Source organism: Longimicrobiales bacterium, from assembly GCA_035764935.1.
Lineage (GTDB): Bacteria > Gemmatimonadota > Gemmatimonadetes > Longimicrobiales > RSA9 > DASTYK01.
In genome coordinates this window covers 12,209-29,700 of sequence record DASTYK010000182.1, presented here as the reverse complement: position 1 = coordinate 29,700, position 17,492 = coordinate 12,209, and the positions used below count along the sequence as shown (strand labels likewise).

Below are 17,492 nucleotides of genomic sequence, written 5' to 3'. Positions count from 1 at the left end.
CCCTTTTCGCTGGTGATCACGGACCACGTGCTGCACCGCTACTGGGTGCAGCCCGGGGTGCAGACCTTCTTCACCGCGAATGATGCACTCGCGGGCAGCGTGCGCGAACGTCTGCCGGGTGCCCGGGTGCACGCGACCGGTATCCCGGTCGATCCGGACCTGTGGCAGGCTGACGGTATGGCTGCGCGCCGGCACCTCGATCTCGCACCGGACCGCCCGATTGCGCTGCTGGTCGGGGGCGGGCTGGGCATCGGCGTGGAGGATTCCGTCGACGAGGCGCTTGCAGGGCTGCCGGAAGACGTGCAGCTCGTCGTCGTCTGCGGGAAGAACGAAGCGGCACGTGAGCGACTGGCAGCGCGGAGTGTGGCGCATACGCGGTTTCGCGTGCTGGGGTACGTGAACGGCCTGAGCGACCTGCTCGCTGCCGCTGACGTGGTGATCACGAAGGCCGGCGGACTGACGACGGCGGAAGCGCTGGCGCTGGGCCGGCCGTTGATCCTGATGGGCGCGATTCCCGGGCAGGAGGAAGGCAATCTGCGCCATCTGGTCGCAAACGGCGCAGCCCTGCGAGCCACATATCCCGGTGCACTGCGTGCCGTGCTGGAAGCGTTCTTCACGAACGCGGAGCTGCGCTTCCGGCTGAGCGTGAGCGCACGCGGACTCGGCCGGCCCGCGGCCGCGCAGCACATCGTGTCCACGCTCCGAGCCACCGACACGGTGCGGCGCGTCGCGTAACGGATTCAAACTCGAGGGAGGATCTGCATGCCACAGCCAGGACTGCACCTGCTGCTCGCCGACGAGGCGCTGACGCGCTGGAAACCCGCGGGCGCCGTGGCGCAGACGCTCACTGAGCTGCCGTTCGACTCGTCTGCACCCGCGGCGCGCAACGCGTTCCTGCATGGCGCGCTCGCTCCGGACATGGGGTTCTTCCCGGGCGGACCGCAGCCGCTGAGCGAGGTCGTTCACGAGGAGGGGAGCAGCAGGATGCTGCGGGCGCTCCTGGAGCGCGCGCAAACCGCGGAACAGCGGGCATACGCATGGGGCTGGCTGACGCACGTCCTGGCGGACGTACTGCTGCACCCGATCGTGAATGCAGGGGCGGACGAGCTGGCCGAAGCGCGTGGCGTGACCGAGACCGCCGACTGGCTGGTCGCGCACGTGCAGATCGAGGTGGGCCTGGATGCGACGCACCTGCAGCGCGGCGTGCACAGGCGTTTGCGGCTGGAGCCGGCGCTTGATGAGCGGTCGATCGAATTCGTTGCAGACGCGTTCGCAGACGTGTACGACCTGCACTGGTCACCGGTCCGGCTCGCTGCCGTGCACCGCAATGTCACGCGCTTCACGAATGCCTGCCTGCCATTCGTCGCGATGGTGGGACGGAGCGCACGCGCCGACCGGAACGGCGGCTCCTTCTGGACCCCGACCCGGCACCTGCTGGCCCGCTGGGTCGGCCGGCGTGCGCCGGCGCACGGCTTCCTCGTGCCGATCCTCCCTACGCGCGACCTGCTGCACCGTGTCGCACACGCGAGGCGCATCTTCCATACGACGCTGGACTCGCTGCTCGCGCGGGGCGTGGGTGATCTGCCCGATTACGACCTGGATCGGGGGCTGCCACTGCGGGACGTACGGACGGAGGAGCCAGGGCTCCTGGCGCCAGCCATTGCAGTGAGCTGACCGCACAACAGAACGGGACGCGCACGCCCCACGACGCGCGCGTCCCGCTGTCCGGTGCCCCGCTGATCGACTACGCCTCGATTGCCTTCACCACCGCGTCCGTGAACTGGTCCGTCGTCGCCTTGCCGCCGAGGTCCGGCGTCTGCACCTGTCGGCTGCGGAGCACGCCCTCGAGGGCGGTACGCACCCGCGCCGCGACGTCGCGCTGGTCGATGTGCTCCAGCAGCAGCACCGCGGCCAGGATCATGGCGGTGGGATTCGCGACGTTCCTGCCCGCAATGTCGGGCGCCGAGCCGTGCACCGGCTCGAACATCGCCGCGTCCTTCCCGATGTTCGCACCCGGAGCCATGCCCAGTCCGCCGACGAGGCCGGCCATCTGGTCGCTGATGATGTCACCGAACATGTTCTCCATGACGAGCACGTCGAACTGGTACGGGTTCAGCACCAGGTGCATCGCTGTCGCATCGATGATGCGATCCTCGAACTCGATGCGCCCCTCGTACTCCTGCGCGATCCTGCGGCCCTCCTCCAGGAAGAGCCCCTGCGTGTACTTCAGGATGTTCGCCTTGTGTGCGAGCGTGACCTTCTTCCGGCCGTTCTTCTCGGCGTACTCGAACGCGAAGCGCACGATGCGCTCCGCACCAAAGCGCGTCACGATCATGACCGACTCGGCAGCGGCGCGCGGGTCGTTGCCGATGCCGACGTAGTGCTCGACACCGACGTACAGGCCTTCCGTGTTCTCCCGGATCAGAACGAGGTCGATGTCCTCGTAGCGACCGCCGGGCACCAGCGTGCGCGTCGGGCGCACGTTCGCATACAGGTCGAACTCCTTGCGCAGTGCGACGTTCACCGAGCGGAACCCCGAGCCGATCGGCGTCGTGAGCGGCGCCTTCAGCACGACACCGTTCTTCCGCACCGATTCCAGCGTGTCATCCGGCAGCGGCGTCTGGAACTCGCTGATCGCCGCAACACCCGCCTGGTGGCGCTCCCAGTCGATCTTCGCGCCCGCCGCATCCAGCACGCGCAGTGTGGCTTCCGTGATGTCCGGACCGATGCCGTCGCCCGGGATCAGTGTGACTTTCCTGCTCATTCTCTCGACCATTCCTTTATTCCCGGACGTATTCCGGGCTGTAGCGGAACTCCGTGTGCTCCTCCCCCCACTCGACCAGCTCATCCAGTCGGCTGGGACGCTCGGTGCCCTCCTGCAGCGCAGTGCCGAGGATGTTCAGCGCGCGACGCCATGTGACATCGTTCAGCGCGTTCCGCGCGAGCAGCGCCCGTGCGACCTCCTGGCCGCGGCCGGTCACGGTGATTGCGCGAACTGCCGCGACCCCACCCCAGCTCTCGAACAGCTCCTTCGTCGCAGGCGAGAAGACGTAGATGTACGGGCCCACACGCGCCCACAGTGAGCCGCCGCGCTGGAGCTGCCGCGCATCCTGCGTGACACGCACCTCGACGACGTTGCCGCTCAGCGTCACGTCCGCCTCGATCCCGTGCCGCTCATAGAGCTGCGTCGCCTCCTCGGCTGACGGCAGGGACAGATCCTGACGCTCCGGCATGATGCGGTCGCATGCGGCGACCGCACAAAGAAGAAGCGCCGCACTCCCGCGGCGCACCACGCTTCGATTCATCGTGCCTCGTTCCGGATTCACATTGCGCCGCGCACCAGCGCGCAACGCATCCATTCCATCAGGGGAGCAGCGTCTGCGCGATGGAGCGTGCCAGCGAAGCGGCCACGTCGCCCGATCCCTCCGCGCCCGGCTCCCCTGCCATCACCGCATACCAGAGTACCTGCCCGCCATACGTGTCGATCAACGCGACCGCCGCCTCCGCGCGGCCGCCTTCCACGCGCGGCACGTAGCCGACGGCAACCGGTACCAGCGCCCAGCGCGCGTCGAGCAGCGCGGCGAGCCGCCGCAGGTCGCCGAGCAACGGATCGCCGATGTTCTTCACCTGCGCAACGTGGAAGCTGCCGACCGCGAGCGCATCGATGTCGATGTTCAACATCGCGTTGCGCTCCAGCGATGCGCGGATCTCCGGCGGCAACGTCCAGTCGACGCGAGGCCCCTGGTCCTCGAGCCAGTACGCCAGCTCCGCGTCGAAGCCCGGCACGACCTCGCCCGTGCGTGCGTTGCGCGGCGCGCCAGGCGCAGGCTGTGCCGGCAGCACCAGCACGGATCGTCCGGCGAGTGACGGCGCACGCGGCTTGGGCGAGTCGGCGGTCGGCGGCGCCTGGCGAACCGTTGCACATCCGCCGAGCAACAGCGCGCACACGATCGCGAACTGAAGTACGCGCCACTGCCGCCCGGGATCCCTGGAAGCGGACTGAGTGCTCATGCGTTCTTCCACACCGGGTCGCGTCCTTCACGCACGGCCTTCGGCCCTTCCCTGGCATCCTGCAGCTCCATCAGGTCGCGCAGGTAGAGCGACTGGATCGATGCGATCGCCTGCGGGAAGGTGGCGTAGTACGCCTCCATCTGCGCGCGCTTCGCGAGCTGCAGCACAGGCCCGCTCTTGCTGGTCAGCTCACTCACGAACGCGGCCAGCCGCTCGTCGAAGGAGCGGGCCGGGAAGACACGGTTCACGACGCCGAACGCCGCGAGCTGCTGCGCATCGATCGCCTCGCCCGTCAGCGTCCATTCCATCGCCTTGCGACGCGGCGCGATGCGCGGCAGGATCGCCGCGGCGACCGGCGGGATCAGCCCCTGCGCGACCTGCGGCAGCGCGAACGACGCATCATCCGCCGCCACGATCAGGTTGCAGCCCAGTGCCAGCTCGAACCCCGCGCCCCACGCACGTCCCTCCACCGCCGCAATCGAGATCACGTCCATCATGCGCAGCGTCTCGAAGATGCGCGCATAGATCTGCAGCATGCGCTGCACACGCCGCTGCCCGTGCTCCTTCAGGTCCCATCCCTCGGAGAAGTTGCCGTTTGCACCGCGCACCACCAGCACCTCGGGGGACTCCCCGTCACGCAGCGAATGCAGCGCCTCGTTGATCTCCTCCATCATCCCGATCGTGAGCAGATGCTCCGACTCCCGGTCGAGCCAGAGCGTCGCCCACTGATCTTCCACATCCAGCCGCACCCATCGGGACATACCGTGCCTTCCACTGATTGTTCGCGGGTTCGATCACACCGCGCTCCGGATCGAGATGCGGGCCCGGGGCCCGGGCCCTGGGCCCTGGGCCCAATGCCCGGTCCGTTCACAGCATGTAACCGCCGTCGATCGGGATCACCGCGCCCGTCACGTGCCGCGCCTTTTCCGAGCACAGGAACACGACGACGTGCGCCACGTCCTGCGGATCGCCCAGTCGTCCCAGCACGCTGCGCTCGCGCGCGCGGTCGAGCACCTCCGGGGAAACGCCCTCGGTCAGGCGTGTCGTGCGGATGTATCCCGGCGCAACCGCGTTGACGTTCACGTTGGACGGCCCGAGCTCGACCGCGGCCGAGTGCGTGAGCCCGATCAGCCCCGCCTTGGACGCCGCGTAGTTGGCGAGGCCGAACTCGCTCCGCAGCCCGTGCACCGACGAGATGTTCACGATCTTGCCGTGCTGCTGCGCCCGCATCGTCGGTGCGACCGCGCGGATCATGTTGAACGCGCCCGTGAGATTCGTGTCGATCACGTCGCGCCACTCGTCCTCTTCCATGCGCCAGAGCGCACGGTCGCGCGCGATGCCGGCGTTGTTGACGAGGATGTGCAGGTTGCCGAGCGCGTCCAGCGACTCGTCGACGAACGCCTTCGCCTCCGAAGCGTCCCGCACGTCGCACTCGCGGCAGTACGCGGTGACCTCGAGCTGGCGCACCTGCTTCAGCGTGATCTCGGCGTCGCGGCGGCTGCTGCCCGTGCCGTCGTCGATGTAGTTGAACGCGACGTGCACGCCGTGGCGCGCCAGCTCGAGCACGATGGCGCGCCCGATGCCGCGGCCGCCGCCCGTCACGATCGCGCCATGCCCCCGCAGGTCGGAGTGCAGCCCCACTGGCTGCGGCCGGGTTTCCTCGCCGACCTCCGCGAGCAGCTGCTCGACCGCGTAGCCGTCGTCACGGTCGGCGACGCGCACGCCGCCGTCGCCGGGCTGCGCGGGCTTCTCTCTCACGCTGTCTTTCCCGGAGCCGCCATGCACCCTCGCTCGGCACGCTGCGTCCAGCGATGCGCGGCCGCCCGGTCGGGCGGCGCATCGTTTCGGGTCGAGCTTGGGAGAATGCCGGGAGCAACAGCGGGTGTCAAGCAGACCGCGGCCCGTTCGACACCCGTAACTTGTTGCAGCAGGCGGCTATGCGGCTGGCGGCGTGTCGCCGCGCTGGAGCGAGTGGTGCTTGATGGTGCGACCCTCGACCAGGTATACCACGTCCTCGGAGACGTTGGTCGCGAGGTCCGCAATGCGCTCGAGGTTGCCGGACACGAGCAGCAGGTCCATGCCTGCCGTGATCTTGCGCGGATCCTCCATCATGTGGGTGAGGAGGATGCGGAAATTGTTGTCGTGCAGCTCGTCGACGCGGTCGTCCATGGCTGTGACGCGTCGCGCCTGCTCGCTGTCACGGCGGATGAATGCGTCCAGCGCCTGTGCCAGCATCTCGGTGGAGACGCGGGTCATCTCCTCCAGCTCGGGCATGACCGGAAATGGCGGCGCCTCGACGAGGAACCGCACGGCCTCGGCGATGTTCACTGCGTGGTCGCCGACGCGCTCCAGGTCGTTGGAGATCTTCATTGCCATGGTGATCAGGCGCAGGTCCTTGGCCATGGGCTGCTGCAGGGCCAGGAGGCTGATTGCGCCGTCGTCGATCCGCAGCTCGAGCTCGTTGATGGCCTCATCGCCTTCGATGACCTTGCGGGCGCGCTCCACGTCGCGCGTGAGCAGCGCCTCAACGGCCAGCTGCACGAGCCGCTCGGCACGACCGGCCATCTCGACAAGGGCACCCTTGAGTCGATCGAGCTCCTCGTGGAAATGACGCATGCTCATCCGAATCTCCCGGTGATATAGGCTTCCGTCCGGTCCTCGCGGGGGTTCGTGAAGAGCTGCTCGGTGGGGCCGTACTCGATCAGCTCACCCATGTAGAGGAAGGCCGTGTAGTCCGAGACGCGCGCGGCCTGCTGCATATTATGGGTTACGATGACGACCGTGTAGTCCTGCTTCAGCTCGTAGATCAGGTCCTCGATCTTCTGCGTCGCGATCGGGTCGAGCGCGGAAGCCGGCTCGTCCATGAGCAGAACCTCGGGCTCGACGGCGAGCGCGCGCGCGATGCAGAGCCGCTGCTGCTGGCCGCCGGAAAGCGCGAGCGCGCTCGCGTCCAGCCGGTCTTTCACCTCGTCCCAGAGCGCTGCCTGCCGCAGCGAGCGCTCCACCAGCTCGTCCATGTTGCCCCGGAAGCCGTTGATGCGCGGGCCGAAGGCGATGTTGTCGTAGATCGACTTCGGGAACGGATTGGGCTTCTGGAACACCATCCCGATGCGGCGCCGCACGTCGACCGGGTCGACGCCGGGGCCGTACAGGTTCTCTCCGTGGAAGACCGCCTCGCCCTCGATGCGCGCCCCGGGAATCAGGTCGTTCATGCGGTTGAAGCAGCGCAGCAGCGTGCTCTTGCCGCAGCCGGACGGCCCGATGAACGCCACCACGCGGCGATCCGGGATGCTGATCGAGATGTGCTTGACCGCGCGCGTGTCGCCGTACAGCACGGAAAGGTCGCGCGTTTCCAGCTCGATGTCGCCGGGCGGCACGATCACCGGCCCCTGTCGCCGGTCGGGTCCGCCGTCCGGGCGCGTGGCCTCTCTGTTCACGGTGCCCGTCGGGCTGCCTGTCGTGTCCTGCATCTCAACGCCTCTTCGCGTAGCGGTTGCGCAGCAGAATCGCGACCGCGTTCATCGCCAGCAGCAGTACGAGCAGCACGATGCTGCCCGCGGCGGCAAGTTCCTGGAATTCGGCCTGCGGCCGGGACGTCCAGTTGAAGATCTGGATCGGGATGACCGTGAACGCGTCCTGCAGCCCGCGCGGCGCGAACTGCACGAAGCCGACGGCCCCGACCAGCAGCAGCGGCGCCGCCTCGCCCACGGCCCGCGAAAGCGCCAGGATCGTTCCGGTCAGGATGCCCGGCATGGCGTGCGGCAGCACGTGATGCCGGATCGTCTCCCAGCGCGTGGCGCCGAGCGCGTACGAGCCGAGTCGCAGGGAGCCCGGCACCGCGCGGATCGCCTCCTGTGATGCGATGATCACGACCGGCAGGATCAGCAGCGCAAGGGTGAGCGCGCCCGCGAGTACGCTCCGGCCCATTGCGAGTGCGCGGACGAACACGGCCAGGCCGAGGATGCCGTATACGATCGACGGCACACCGGCGAGGTTGGCGATGTTCGCCTCGATGATGCCCGTCAGCCGGTTGTTCGGCGCGTACTCCTCCAGCCAGATCGCGGTGCCCACGCCCAGCGGGAACGCGACCACGGCCGTCAGCAGCAGCACCCATATGGAGCCGATGAGCGCCGGCCAGATGCCGGCCCGCGTGGTCAGCCGCGAGGGCGGATTGCGCAGGAAGTCCGCGGTCAGCCGCCCCGCCCCGTCGCTCCAGATGTCGACCAGCAGAATGACCAGGAACACCAGTCCGACGAGTGTCGCGGCGAGAAACAGCACGAACGCCGCGTTGCCGATGCGGTGCCGTCGCGCGATGCGTGGCGCGAAGCGGGACGGATCCCGCTGCGCAGAGGGATGATGCGCGGGTGCGGGGGCCTGCGTGCTCACTCGTACACCTCGCGGTACCGCTTCAGCACCCAGATGCTGATGACGTTCATGAGCAGTGTCACGGCAAACAGAGTCAGCCCGACCGCGAAGATGGTCTGGTACTCGACCGAGCCGTGGGCGGCCTCGCCCATCGAGGTCTGTGCGATGTAGGCGGTCATCGTCTGGACCGCCTTCAGCGGGTTGAGCGACATGCTCGGCGTCGCCCCTGCCGCGATCGTGACGATCATCGTCTCGCCGATCGCACGCGAAATCGCGAGGATGAAGGATGCGACGATGCCGGACAGCGCGGCCGGCACCACCGTCCGCGTGGCGACCTCGAAGCGCGTCGCTCCCAGTGCATATGCGCCCTCGCGCAGCGCGCGCGGCACCGCACTCATGGCGTCTTCCGAGAGCGACGAGACCAGCGGGATGATCATGATGCCCATGACGATAGCCGCGCTCGCGCCGTTGAAGATCTCCGTCTCCGGCCAGACCTGCCGCAGCAGCGGCGTCACGAACGTGAGCGCGAAGTAGCCGTACACGACGGTGGGCACGCCGGCCAGGATCTCGAGGATCGGCTTGACCACTGCGCGCACCCTGGCATGCGCGTACTCGCTCAGGTAGATCGCGCTCGCGAGGCCCACCGGCAGTGCAACGATCGCGGCGCCGGCCGCCACCAGGATCGAGCCCATGAGCAGCGGCAGCACGCCGAAGCTCTGCGGCCGGAAGAGCGGCATCCACTTCGTGCCGAACAGGAAGTCGATGACCGAGACGTGCGTGAAGAAGCTCGCGGCCTCGATCACGAGCACGAGCACGATGCCGACCGTCGTGAGAATGGAGATCGTGCTGAATGCGACGAGGACGCCGCCGATGGCACGCTCACGACCCTTGCGGCGACGGCGCAGCGCCGCGGCGTCGCGGAAGCTGCCTCCCGCGCTCGCGGCACCGCCGGGCGGCACGACGCCCTGGAGCAGCGCGGCACTGTCATCGCGCTGCTCCGGGGTGGTGCTCCCCTCGTCACGGTCCACGGCGACCGGATCGGGGCGCGGTGCGTGCCGCTCGTCAGGGCTGCGTGACACCGGTCGTCTGCGGCAGCTTCGCGAGCTCCTGCTGGTAGCGGTCCGCCTCGAGCGCGACGTACCCCACCTGCGGCACCAGCTCCGCGGAGCTTTCGAGGTAGAAGCGGACGAACTCCGCGACGTGCGGCTGCTGCAGCTTCGCGTTGTTCACGTAGATCATGAGCGGCCGCGAAAGCGGCGTGTACGTGCCGCCGGCCACTGTCTGGTCGTTCGGCAGCACGCAGCCGTTGCCGCTGTCGATGCCGACCGCCTTCATCCGCTCCGCGTTCTCGATGTAGTACGCGTAGCCGAAATAGCCCAGCGCGTTCGGATCACCCTCGACGCCCTGCACGAGCACGTTGTCGTCCTCCGACGCCGTGTAGTCGCCGCGGCTCGCGCCCTGCTCCCCGATGACTTCTTCCGTGAAGTAGTCGAACGTCCCGCTGTTCGTGCCGGGCCCGTACAGCGCGAGCTCCTGGTCCGGGAAACCGGCCCGCACCTGCGACCAGTTGTTGATCGTGCTGCCGGGCTCCCAGATGCTGCGAAGCTCCTCCACCGTCAGGCACTGCGCGAACTCGTTTGCATTGTTCACGGCCACGGTGAGCCCGTCGATGCCGACGGTCAGCTCCGTGTACTCGACGCCGTTCGCCGCGCAGTCCGCCGCCTCCGACTCCTTGATCGGCCGCGACGCGTTGCTGATGTCGGTCTCGCCTGCACAGAAGCGCTTGAAGCCACCGCCGGTGCCGGACACACCGACCGTCACCCGCACATCGCCGCCGGTCTCGAGGCCGAACTCCTCTGCGACCGCCTCGGTGATCGGATAGACCGTGCTCGAGCCGTCCACGGCGATCGCCCCGCTCACACCGGTACCATCGCCGCCCGCGCGGTCGCCCCCGCAGGCCGCAAGAAACGCCGTAGCGAGCACGAGTCCCGTTGCTGTTCTCATCTGTCTTCCTCGTCCGCCGGCCGAGCGGGCCGGTGTGGGTACGTGTGGACGGGCCTGGTCCCGCTGTTACACGCGGGCCGCCGCCCGGGCACGCAGGAACTGCTCCGTCACGCGAACATCGGAAGGATGCGGCGTTCCCGGCACGCGACCGCAACGGGACCGTAACGGAGAGGTAACGAAAAAGGGCGATCGCCCTCGGCGACCACCCTTGCGTGACAGGGAGACCTTCTCCGACTACTCGACCACGACCTCCACCGCCCGGCTCGCTCCGGCATCGACGTCCATGTGGTCCATCCCGGCCCAGCGAAGCTGGATTTCCCGCTGACCGCTCTCGACCGGCAGCGTCCAGAGGAACGTGCCGTCGCCGGCATCCTGGATATCGGCGGCTGCCGGCATGATCTCGGTGCCGTCCACGTAGACGTGCAGGTGCAGATCGTTGCTGGCCCAGCCCATGCCGCCGAGGGCCAGGTCGTTGCCGGCGGTGAAGCGGAGGACCATGGGGCTGCTGACCGTGTCGCCTGCCCGGGGCTCGATCAGGACCAGCGACGGTACGCCCGTGGAGAGGTCCGTGCGCGGGCCGAACATGTTGACCGCCCCGACCAGGATGCCGGCCGCGACCATGAAGATGCCGAGTCCACCGACGAGGGTGACCAGGCGCGAGGAGCGTGCTGCGTCGGACGTCGTATGCTGCGTCATCCTGCGTTTTTCTGTTGTACCAGTGTGATGGCTGCCGCTGCCGGCAGCCGGATCCGGATCGTCGTCCCCTTCCCCAGCTCGCTCTGGGCGGAGACAGTGCCGTCCATGCCCTCGACGAGGTGCTTCACGATGGACAGGCCGAGACCGGTACCCCCTTCGGCGCGGGAACGTGCCGGATCGACCCGGTAGAAGCGCTCGAAGACACGGCTCAGCGCGTCGCGCGGGATGCCCGCGCCGGTGTCGCGCACGTCGATCATGGTGAACCTCGCGCGCCCCGGCACAGCGCCTTCCTGCGATACGCGAACCTCGATGCGCCCGCCCGCCGGGGTGTAACGAACCGCGTTGTCGAAGAGGTTGCCGAGCACGTGGCGGAGCGCACCCGGATCCGCCATCGCCGGGGCGTTGTCGCCGCCTGCGGTGAAGGTCAGGTCCCGGGCTGCAGGCTGCTGCTCGATCGTGGCAGCCCAGACGTCGCGTGCGATCTCGAGCGGATCGATCGCGTGCAGCTCCGGTTTCCAGTTGCCGGACTCGACGCGCGACAGGTCCAGCAGGTCTTCCACGATGTGGTGCAGCCGTTCGGCGTTGCGCTGCACGACGTCGAGGAACTGCCGCTGTGTCTCGGCCGGCACGTCGTCGGACTGCAGCGTCTCGATATAGCCGCGGATCGAGGTGAGCGGTGTCTTCAGCTCGTGGCTGACATTGGCGACGAACTCGCGCCGCACGCCCTCGAGCCGCCGGAGCTCGGTGAGATCCGCGAAAGCGACGATCGCGCCCGCCGACGGTCCGTCGCGAAACGGCCGCGCGGCCACGAGCAGGCGCCGATCGTCGACCCCGATCTCCTCGGCAGCAACGGTGACCCCGCCTGCCGCCCGCGCCAGCAGGTGCCGCAGCTCGGTGTTCCGGATCACTGCGGACGCCTGCGCGCCACTGCTGTCACGCGGCAGGTGCAACAGCGCATGTGCAGCAGGGTTCGCCCGCACGAGGCGTCCTTGCGCGTCGATCTGCAGGATGCCTTCGGAGACGTTGTTGACCAGGAGTGCGAGCTCGTCGCGGTCGCGGGCAAGAGATGCGGTACGCTCAGCGAATTCGCCGACGAGCATCTCGATGACGCTCGAGAGCGCGTGGATCTCGGCGATCCTGTACCCTGGAAGGCGTTGCCCGCCGGAGCGCGCACGCTCGAGGACCGCCGCGCGCAGCGCATCGAGCCGCTCGGCAAGCAGGTTACCGACCACGATGCCTCCGAGCGCTGCAAGCAGCAGGGCGCCCACGGGTCCGATCCGGCTCTCGGCGAGGAGAGCAGCGGCGGTCAGCAGGAGTACCGCGACCGGGACGACCACGCGCAGGCGCCAGCGTTTCATTCACCCTCTTCACGCTGACGAAAGCGGTAGCCGAAACCGCGCACGGTCTCGATCCAGGAGCCTGCGTCGCCAAGCTTCGTCCGGAGCCGCTGCACGTGCATGTCCACCGTGCGCGTCTCGATGCGGGCATGGATGTCCCAGGCCATCTCGAGCAGCTGCTGGCGCGACTGCACGCGGCCGCGCCGCTCGAGCAGCGTCGTCAGAAGGCGGTACTCGGTAGGTGTGAGGTCCAGCGGCTCGTCGTTCACGAAGGCGGTCATCGCGTTCAGGTCGACGGTCACGGGCCCGCCCCGCAGCACGCGGCCGGTGCCGGTGACCGCGGGTGACTGCACCCGCCGCAGCACCGCACCCACGCGCAGCACCAGCTCCCGCGGGCTGAAGGGCTTGGTGACGTAGTCGTCGGCGCCCAGCTCGAGTCCCTTCACTCGGTCCGCCTCGTCCCGCCGCGCGGTCAGCACGACGACCGGCACATCCGCCAGCTCCGGGCGACGCCGGATCTCCTGCAGCACATCGTATCCGGAGAAGCCCGGAAGCATGAGGTCCAGCACGAGCAGGTCGGGTCGCTCGGACGCCGCAGCTTCCAGCGCTTCCGCGCCTCCTTCCGCCGTCCGGACGCGGTAGCCTTCCTTGGTCAGGTGATACGCCACCAGCGCCGCGATGTCCCGCTCGTCCTCGACGACCAGAATGCGTGCCGGCGACGCCTTTGCCGCTGCCGTGCTCATTGCCGAGCCTCGTCTCCCCTGCTGTTGCGCTGCCCGCGCCATTCACGGGTTCCCGTAGAGTTCTATCGCATGCGGGTCAATGCAGGGTCACTCGAATGTAACGATTCGACGACGGCGGGTGCATGCTGGCGCAATCCGCGCCGTTCGTCGGCCCGGGGATCCTGAAACAGGAACGTGCGTGACTCGTTCGTTACAGGGAGGGAGGATCGGTGAGACGTTCGGTCGCGATGATGGACGGGGAGGAAGCCATGGCACCGCTGCTGGTATACATCCGCGATCGCGACGAGCGCATGCTGCTCTACCTGGTCACACGCCGGCACTCTCCGCTGGTCAAGGTGATGCGCGGACTCACGCATCTCGGCGACGCAACGGTCACGGTGGGCATTGTGCTGCTGCTGCTCCTGGGCGCCGGAGCACGCAGTGACGTCGGCTGGACCGCTGCCTTCGTGCTCGTGTTCAGCCACGCTCTCGTGCAGATGCTCAAGCGGACGATCGCGCGGCCTCGTCCTGCGCTCCCTGTCGGAGCCGCGCTCGCCGAGCCGCCGGACCGCTTCAGTTTCCCCTCCGGCCACGCGGCCTCTTCGCTGTCCGTAGCACTGGGCGCGACCAGCCTGCTGCCCGACGCCCTTGCCGGCGCATGCCTTGCCCTGGCCGCCGTCGTCGGACTCAGTCGGTGCTACCTCGGCGTTCACTATCCCGGCGACGTCGTTTGCGGCTGGATGCTCGCGCTGATCTCCTTCGCCGTCGCGGGGCTGCTGGGGATCTGACCGGGTCGTCCGCCCGCCTAAATGCCGGCGGGCTCCCGGTCTCCCTGCGGATTCCGATCCCCTGGAAGGCGGCTCAACCGGCGCTGCCGCTGGCGCTCACGGAGCCGGCGGCGGTGCTCCAGCGCTTGTTCCCACTGCGCGTTCAGATCGTTGTTCAGGTCCGCCGGCACCTCGTGCGGCGATGATGCGTGCTCCTGCTCCGACACTTCGCTACCCCTGGTTCAACCCGTTCGATGCGCCCTCGACCTTGCGATGCTTCGCGACGTCCAGGATCACACCCTCCCGTACACCGACGCGCGGGATCCACAGCTCGTCACAGCGCGCCCGCGTGCACAACCCCTCGTAGATGATCGCTGCGGGCAGGATCACGTCCGCGCGATCCGCACGAAGTCCCCAGCTCATCCGCTCCTCGAGCGACGCTGCTGCCAGTCTCTCGATCGTTTCGCGCAGCCATCCGAGCGAAAGGCGGCTCACGCCCCGAGAGGCCGCCTGCGGCTCCCGCAGATCCGCAAGCGCATCGCTGTTGCCCCCCGTTGCAACGAAGCCCGCTACCGCCTGTCCGGCCACGCCGGGCAGCGGCAGCGCTGCGACCCGCGCCTCGATGGCGCGGCGCAGGTCCGCTGCATCGCCATGCCCGAACTGCTCCAGCAGCCGCACCGCACCCGCAGGATGCGATGCCGTGTCCAGGATCCGCTCTGCATCCGCCAGCGTGATCTCCACGCTGCCGCCCCCGATGTCGACCAGCAGCCACGGCGCGCTCGCGATGGGTACGTGAGCGCGCACCGCGCGCAGCACCAGCTCGGCTTCCTCGAAGCCGCCGATCGTCTCCAGGACAATGCCCGCGGCGGTCCGTGCCCGCTCGATCAGCTCCGGGCCGTTCGCGCTTTCCCGAACGGCACTGGTCGCGACGGCGCGGTAGCGCGTGATGCCGAGAGCGTCCATCCGTTCGCGGAACTGCACCAGCGCCGCGACCGCGGCCTCCAGCAGCTCGCTCCCGATGCGCCCGGTCTCGAACACGTCGTGGCCGAGGCGCACCGCCGCCCGGTCGTACGCGAGCGTCGCGAGACCGCCCGACCCGTCCAGCTCGGCGGCAAGAAAGCGGATCGCATTGGAGCCGACGTCGATCGCCGCAGCGCGAAGCGGTTCTGCCCGCTGCGGCGCGGCGTCCTGCTCGTGCGATCTCCGTATCGGGTATGGATGGCCCGCAGCGCCTGCGGGGTCAATGGAGCGGGAGTCGTCGTTGCGCATTCGTTACAGTAGCACAACGCCGGCTCCGTGGCAGGGAAGAGACCGGCGGCTACAGGTCGTTGGTCATGGAAACGAACTTGAAGCGGCCGCTCCGCTCCATGATCGAGCCGAACAACCGCATCTCGCGCGGCCCCCCGCCGTCGCGAATCGTGAGCGTGCACTGCTCCCAGTAGGTGTTCGGCCCCTCGCGACGGGGCTCGGCCTCACACGTGTAGCCCGAGACGTCGAGCCGGTGGCCCCCGAAATAGCGCAGCAGGCGCGTCTCACCCTTGCGCCCGTTCTGGTCGACCAGCATCCACAGGGTCTCCGGCGGCAGCTCGTACGGCTTCGCCGTGTAGCGTGATTCCGGGAAGTACAGCCAGGCGAACTCGGCGGCGTCCAGCCGCAGCGAGCGCAGTCGGGCGGCGCTGCTGTCCCGGACCGCGGCGGCGAATGCGTCGACGAGCGCGTCGCGTGACGGGGCCGCGCCTTCACCGAGCGCGTCCACCCGCGGCAGCGGTTCCTGGAAACGGCGAATCATCTCCGACATCGGCAGCAGCACATCGCCGGCAACAACGCTGTCCCTTCGTGGTGCCGAGGGCTCGGCTCCGGCAGCCACGACCCACGCGGCTGCGAGCAGCAGTGCGGCCAGTGTCCAGGCAGCGAATCGATTCATCATCCTGCTCCAGAAACCATGGCCGGCGCCACGGGCCTGCTTCGCCCGTGACGCCGCCATGCCGGTGTGAGTTCGGCGGTCAGTTGTCCGCGTAGATCGTCCAGCCCTCCCACCACTTCGGGCCGGCCGGGTCCGCGGCACCGAGATAGCTCGTGCCGGTCACGTGTGCGCCGGCCCATGCCGCCAGCTCGCCCGTGAAGGTCTGCAGGCCGCCGCCGCTCACGAAGGCGTCGACCGAACCGGTCAACGACCAGTCGAAGTCCGTGGCCGCTGCAGGATCCGCGGGCAGCGCCGCAAAGACGCTCGCGGCAGCACCGTCGATGGTCCGGATATCGACCGCGGCGGTGTCCAGGGCCGCGCTGAAGCTGGACGTGTGCACCAGCGACCCATTGTCGATGCTCGCGATGTTGGAAACACCGAGCTGTCCCGCGCTCAGCCGAGCCGCGGTCGTCTCATCACGCAGTGAGATCGCGGATTTGGGCCAGCGTGCGAGCACGCCGTTCACCCAGAAGCCGGCGGTGCCACGGCGGATCACCGCGCCGTGGCCACCCGACGTCGCATCCACGACGCCCGGGCCCGTGCCGACCAGCGTGAAGTTGGCGAACACCGGCTGCGTCAGCGGCTCGGAGTCCTGGCCGTTCAGACAGTTGGCGCCGGCGCAGCCGTCGATCTCGAAGCCCTGCGGATCGCTGGATACGTTGCCGGCACCCGTGCGGGGATCGAGCACCTTCGACTGATAGGCGATCAGGTGCTGCACCCGTCCGACGTAACCTTCCGACGCGTCGTAGTGGTCGTCGCCCGACTCGTAGGAGACGAGATACTTGTGGTCGACCGCGCCACCGAACCACTCGTAGTGGTCGTCCAGGCCCGCCATCGCCTGCAGGTACTCCGCCTTCGTGCCGCTGCCGACGCCCGCGAACGTGAAGCTGTTGAGCTCGGCGTCGGGCGCCGTCGCATACCCGGCGAACTCGACGCGCACGTAGCACAGCTCACCACTGCTGTCCGTGTTGTCCGTGCCGCCGCCGTAGTTCACTTCAGGGTTGGAGGCACCCGTGCCGGTGCCCTCGAGGATCGTCGGGTCGCCGCGGTTGATCACGCCGTTGCCGACGAGGATCAGGCCGCCCCAGTCGCCCGGCTTGCGCTGTCCCTCCGGCTGCGACGAGGTGAACACGATCGGCGCGTCCGCCGTGCCACACGCCATGATCCTGCCGCCGCGCAGGACGAACAGCGACGAGCCCATCGTGTTGTAGTCGCCCTGGATCACGGTGCCCGGCTCGATCGTCAGCGTCACGCCGGCCGGCACCTTGATGAAGCCCTTCAAGGTGTAGACGGTATCCGCGCGCAATGTGCGGCTGGACGTGATGTCGGCGTCGATCACGGCCGCTGCGTCACCCGGCGGGGGCAGCGGCTTGACGCCCGTGGGATCCGAGTCGTCGCACGCCGCGAACGCGAGCGTGGCTATCAGCAAGGACGCGTAGCGCGTTGTTCTGATCATCCTGTTTTCACCTGCGAGATTTGAAAGGACCGTCGGAGTAGCAAGTGCAATTGAATGCCGGCGTGTGCCGGTTACGTGAGCAATCGGTCGCAGTCGTGTCACGACGAGCGCACGGTGAAGCAACGTGCCCCGGTCGCGCGTGGGCGACCGGGGCACTTCGTTTCACGACCG

The 17,492-nt window shown here is 68.5% G+C and carries 19 protein-coding genes; 3 read left to right on the top strand and 16 right to left on the bottom strand.

Annotated features, from left to right (window positions below; all coding sequences use genetic code 11):
- Window positions 1–735 (top strand): glycosyltransferase (locus VFU06_16045; GenBank protein ID HEU5210908.1); only part of this gene is annotated, 735 nt, incomplete at its 5' end.
- Window positions 736–762: 27 nt separating this feature from the next.
- Window positions 763–1,674, top strand: a complete 912-nt coding sequence (locus VFU06_16040; protein HEU5210907.1) for a zinc dependent phospholipase C family protein — start codon at window positions 763–765, stop codon at window positions 1,672–1,674.
- Between the two features lie 70 nt (window positions 1,675–1,744).
- Here the strand turns inward: VFU06_16040 and VFU06_16035 are convergent, their stop codons facing one another.
- The 13 genes from VFU06_16035 to VFU06_15975 form a co-directional block, all read right to left on the bottom strand.
- Window positions 1,745–2,764, bottom strand: a complete 1,020-nt coding sequence (locus tag VFU06_16035; protein ID HEU5210906.1) for an isocitrate/isopropylmalate dehydrogenase family protein — start codon at window positions 2,762–2,764, stop codon at window positions 1,745–1,747.
- 16 nt (window positions 2,765–2,780) lie between these two features.
- Window positions 2,781–3,305 (bottom strand): hypothetical protein, encoded by a 525-nt coding sequence (locus VFU06_16030; GenBank protein HEU5210905.1) that lies wholly within the window; start codon window positions 3,303–3,305, stop codon window positions 2,781–2,783.
- A gap of 58 nt (window positions 3,306–3,363) precedes the next feature.
- The gene (locus VFU06_16025; protein ID HEU5210904.1) at window positions 3,364–4,011 is read right to left on the bottom strand and encodes a hypothetical protein; all 648 of its coding nucleotides are present in this window, start codon (window positions 4,009–4,011) and stop codon (window positions 3,364–3,366) included.
- Window positions 4,008–4,772: an enoyl-CoA hydratase/isomerase family protein gene (locus VFU06_16020; GenBank protein HEU5210903.1), complete on the bottom strand. Its 765-nt coding sequence runs from the start codon at window positions 4,770–4,772 to the stop codon at window positions 4,008–4,010. Before VFU06_16020 ends, VFU06_16025 begins: the two co-directional genes overlap by 4 nt.
- A gap of 106 nt (window positions 4,773–4,878) precedes the next feature.
- On the bottom strand, window positions 4,879–5,769 hold the full coding sequence (gene fabG / locus VFU06_16015) for a 3-oxoacyl-ACP reductase FabG (GenBank protein HEU5210902.1): 891 nt from the start codon (window positions 5,767–5,769) through the stop codon (window positions 4,879–4,881).
- A gap of 177 nt (window positions 5,770–5,946) precedes the next feature.
- On the bottom strand, window positions 5,947–6,633 hold the full coding sequence (gene phoU, locus VFU06_16010; protein HEU5210901.1) for a phosphate signaling complex protein PhoU: 687 nt from the start codon (window positions 6,631–6,633) through the stop codon (window positions 5,947–5,949).
- Complete coding sequence (pstB, locus tag VFU06_16005) at window positions 6,630–7,481, bottom strand: phosphate ABC transporter ATP-binding protein PstB (GenBank protein HEU5210900.1); 852 nt, start codon at window positions 7,479–7,481, stop codon at window positions 6,630–6,632. Before pstB ends, phoU begins: the two co-directional genes overlap by 4 nt.
- Window position 7,482: 1 nt before the next feature.
- Entirely contained in the window at window positions 7,483–8,397 is a 915-nt protein-coding gene (gene pstA, locus VFU06_16000; protein ID HEU5210899.1) for a phosphate ABC transporter permease PstA, read from the bottom strand.
- Complete coding sequence (gene pstC / locus VFU06_15995; protein ID HEU5210898.1) at window positions 8,394–9,455, bottom strand: phosphate ABC transporter permease subunit PstC; 1,062 nt, start codon at window positions 9,453–9,455, stop codon at window positions 8,394–8,396. Before pstC ends, pstA begins: the two co-directional genes overlap by 4 nt.
- Window positions 9,439–10,380, bottom strand: coding sequence for a PstS family phosphate ABC transporter substrate-binding protein (locus tag VFU06_15990; protein HEU5210897.1), 942 nt, complete (start codon window positions 10,378–10,380; stop codon window positions 9,439–9,441). Before VFU06_15990 ends, pstC begins: the two co-directional genes overlap by 17 nt.
- 234 nt (window positions 10,381–10,614) lie before the next feature.
- On the bottom strand, window positions 10,615–11,076 hold the full coding sequence (locus VFU06_15985) for a hypothetical protein (GenBank protein HEU5210896.1): 462 nt from the start codon (window positions 11,074–11,076) through the stop codon (window positions 10,615–10,617).
- Window positions 11,073–12,434 carry an ATP-binding protein gene (locus tag VFU06_15980; protein HEU5210895.1) on the bottom strand — a complete coding sequence of 454 codons (1,362 nt, stop codon included), beginning with the start codon at window positions 12,432–12,434 and terminating at the stop codon, window positions 11,073–11,075. The genes VFU06_15985 and VFU06_15980 overlap by 4 nt, the downstream gene beginning before the upstream one ends.
- Complete coding sequence (locus tag VFU06_15975) at window positions 12,431–13,156, bottom strand: response regulator transcription factor (protein HEU5210894.1); 726 nt, start codon at window positions 13,154–13,156, stop codon at window positions 12,431–12,433. The genes VFU06_15980 and VFU06_15975 overlap by 4 nt, the downstream gene beginning before the upstream one ends.
- Window positions 13,157–13,365: 209 nt before the next feature.
- Between VFU06_15975 and VFU06_15970 the strand changes: the two genes are divergently transcribed.
- Window positions 13,366–13,923 carry a phosphatase PAP2 family protein gene (locus VFU06_15970; protein ID HEU5210893.1) on the top strand — a complete coding sequence of 186 codons (558 nt, stop codon included), beginning with the start codon at window positions 13,366–13,368 and terminating at the stop codon, window positions 13,921–13,923.
- Window positions 13,924–14,133: 210 nt separating this feature from the next.
- Here the strand turns inward: VFU06_15970 and VFU06_15965 are convergent, their stop codons facing one another.
- The 3 genes from VFU06_15965 to VFU06_15955 all read right to left on the bottom strand — a co-directional run bounded on the left by VFU06_15965 (window position 14,134) and on the right by VFU06_15955 (window position 17,321).
- Entirely contained in the window at window positions 14,134–15,171 is a 1,038-nt protein-coding gene (locus VFU06_15965) for a hypothetical protein (protein ID HEU5210892.1), read from the bottom strand.
- Between the two features lie 49 nt (window positions 15,172–15,220).
- Window positions 15,221–15,829 carry a hypothetical protein gene (locus tag VFU06_15960; protein ID HEU5210891.1) on the bottom strand — a complete coding sequence of 203 codons (609 nt, stop codon included), beginning with the start codon at window positions 15,827–15,829 and terminating at the stop codon, window positions 15,221–15,223.
- Window positions 15,830–15,905: 76 nt separating this feature from the next.
- Entirely contained in the window at window positions 15,906–17,321 is a 1,416-nt protein-coding gene (locus tag VFU06_15955; GenBank protein ID HEU5210890.1) for a hypothetical protein, read from the bottom strand.
- Window positions 17,322–17,492 lie beyond the last annotated feature (171 nt).

What these genes read in the sequence shown, in the direction of transcription:
- VFU06_16040 (HEU5210907.1), top strand. Translation starts at nt 763, where the DNA reads ATGCCACAGCCAGGACTGCACCTGCTGCTCGCCGACGAGGCGCTGACG.
- VFU06_16035 (HEU5210906.1), bottom strand. Translation starts at nt 2,764, where the DNA reads ATGAGCAGGAAAGTCACACTGATCCCGGGCGACGGCATCGGTCCGGAC.
- VFU06_16030 (HEU5210905.1), bottom strand. Translation starts at nt 3,305, where the DNA reads ATGAATCGAAGCGTGGTGCGCCGCGGGAGTGCGGCGCTTCTTCTTTGT.
- VFU06_16025 (HEU5210904.1), bottom strand. Translation starts at nt 4,011, where the DNA reads ATGAGCACTCAGTCCGCTTCCAGGGATCCCGGGCGGCAGTGGCGCGTA.
- VFU06_16020 (HEU5210903.1), bottom strand. Translation starts at nt 4,772, where the DNA reads ATGTCCCGATGGGTGCGGCTGGATGTGGAAGATCAGTGGGCGACGCTC.
- phoU (HEU5210901.1), bottom strand. Translation starts at nt 6,633, where the DNA reads ATGAGCATGCGTCATTTCCACGAGGAGCTCGATCGACTCAAGGGTGCC.
- pstB (HEU5210900.1), bottom strand. Translation starts at nt 7,481, where the DNA reads ATGCAGGACACGACAGGCAGCCCGACGGGCACCGTGAACAGAGAGGCC.
- VFU06_15990 (HEU5210897.1), bottom strand. Translation starts at nt 10,380, where the DNA reads ATGAGAACAGCAACGGGACTCGTGCTCGCTACGGCGTTTCTTGCGGCC.
- VFU06_15985 (HEU5210896.1), bottom strand. Translation starts at nt 11,076, where the DNA reads ATGACGCAGCATACGACGTCCGACGCAGCACGCTCCTCGCGCCTGGTC.
- VFU06_15980 (HEU5210895.1), bottom strand. Translation starts at nt 12,434, where the DNA reads ATGAAACGCTGGCGCCTGCGCGTGGTCGTCCCGGTCGCGGTACTCCTG.
- VFU06_15975 (HEU5210894.1), bottom strand. Translation starts at nt 13,156, where the DNA reads ATGAGCACGGCAGCGGCAAAGGCGTCGCCGGCACGCATTCTGGTCGTC.
- VFU06_15965 (HEU5210892.1), bottom strand. Translation starts at nt 15,171, where the DNA reads ATGCGCAACGACGACTCCCGCTCCATTGACCCCGCAGGCGCTGCGGGC.
- VFU06_15960 (HEU5210891.1), bottom strand. Translation starts at nt 15,829, where the DNA reads ATGATGAATCGATTCGCTGCCTGGACACTGGCCGCACTGCTGCTCGCA.
- VFU06_15955 (HEU5210890.1), bottom strand. Translation starts at nt 17,321, where the DNA reads ATGATCAGAACAACGCGCTACGCGTCCTTGCTGATAGCCACGCTCGCG.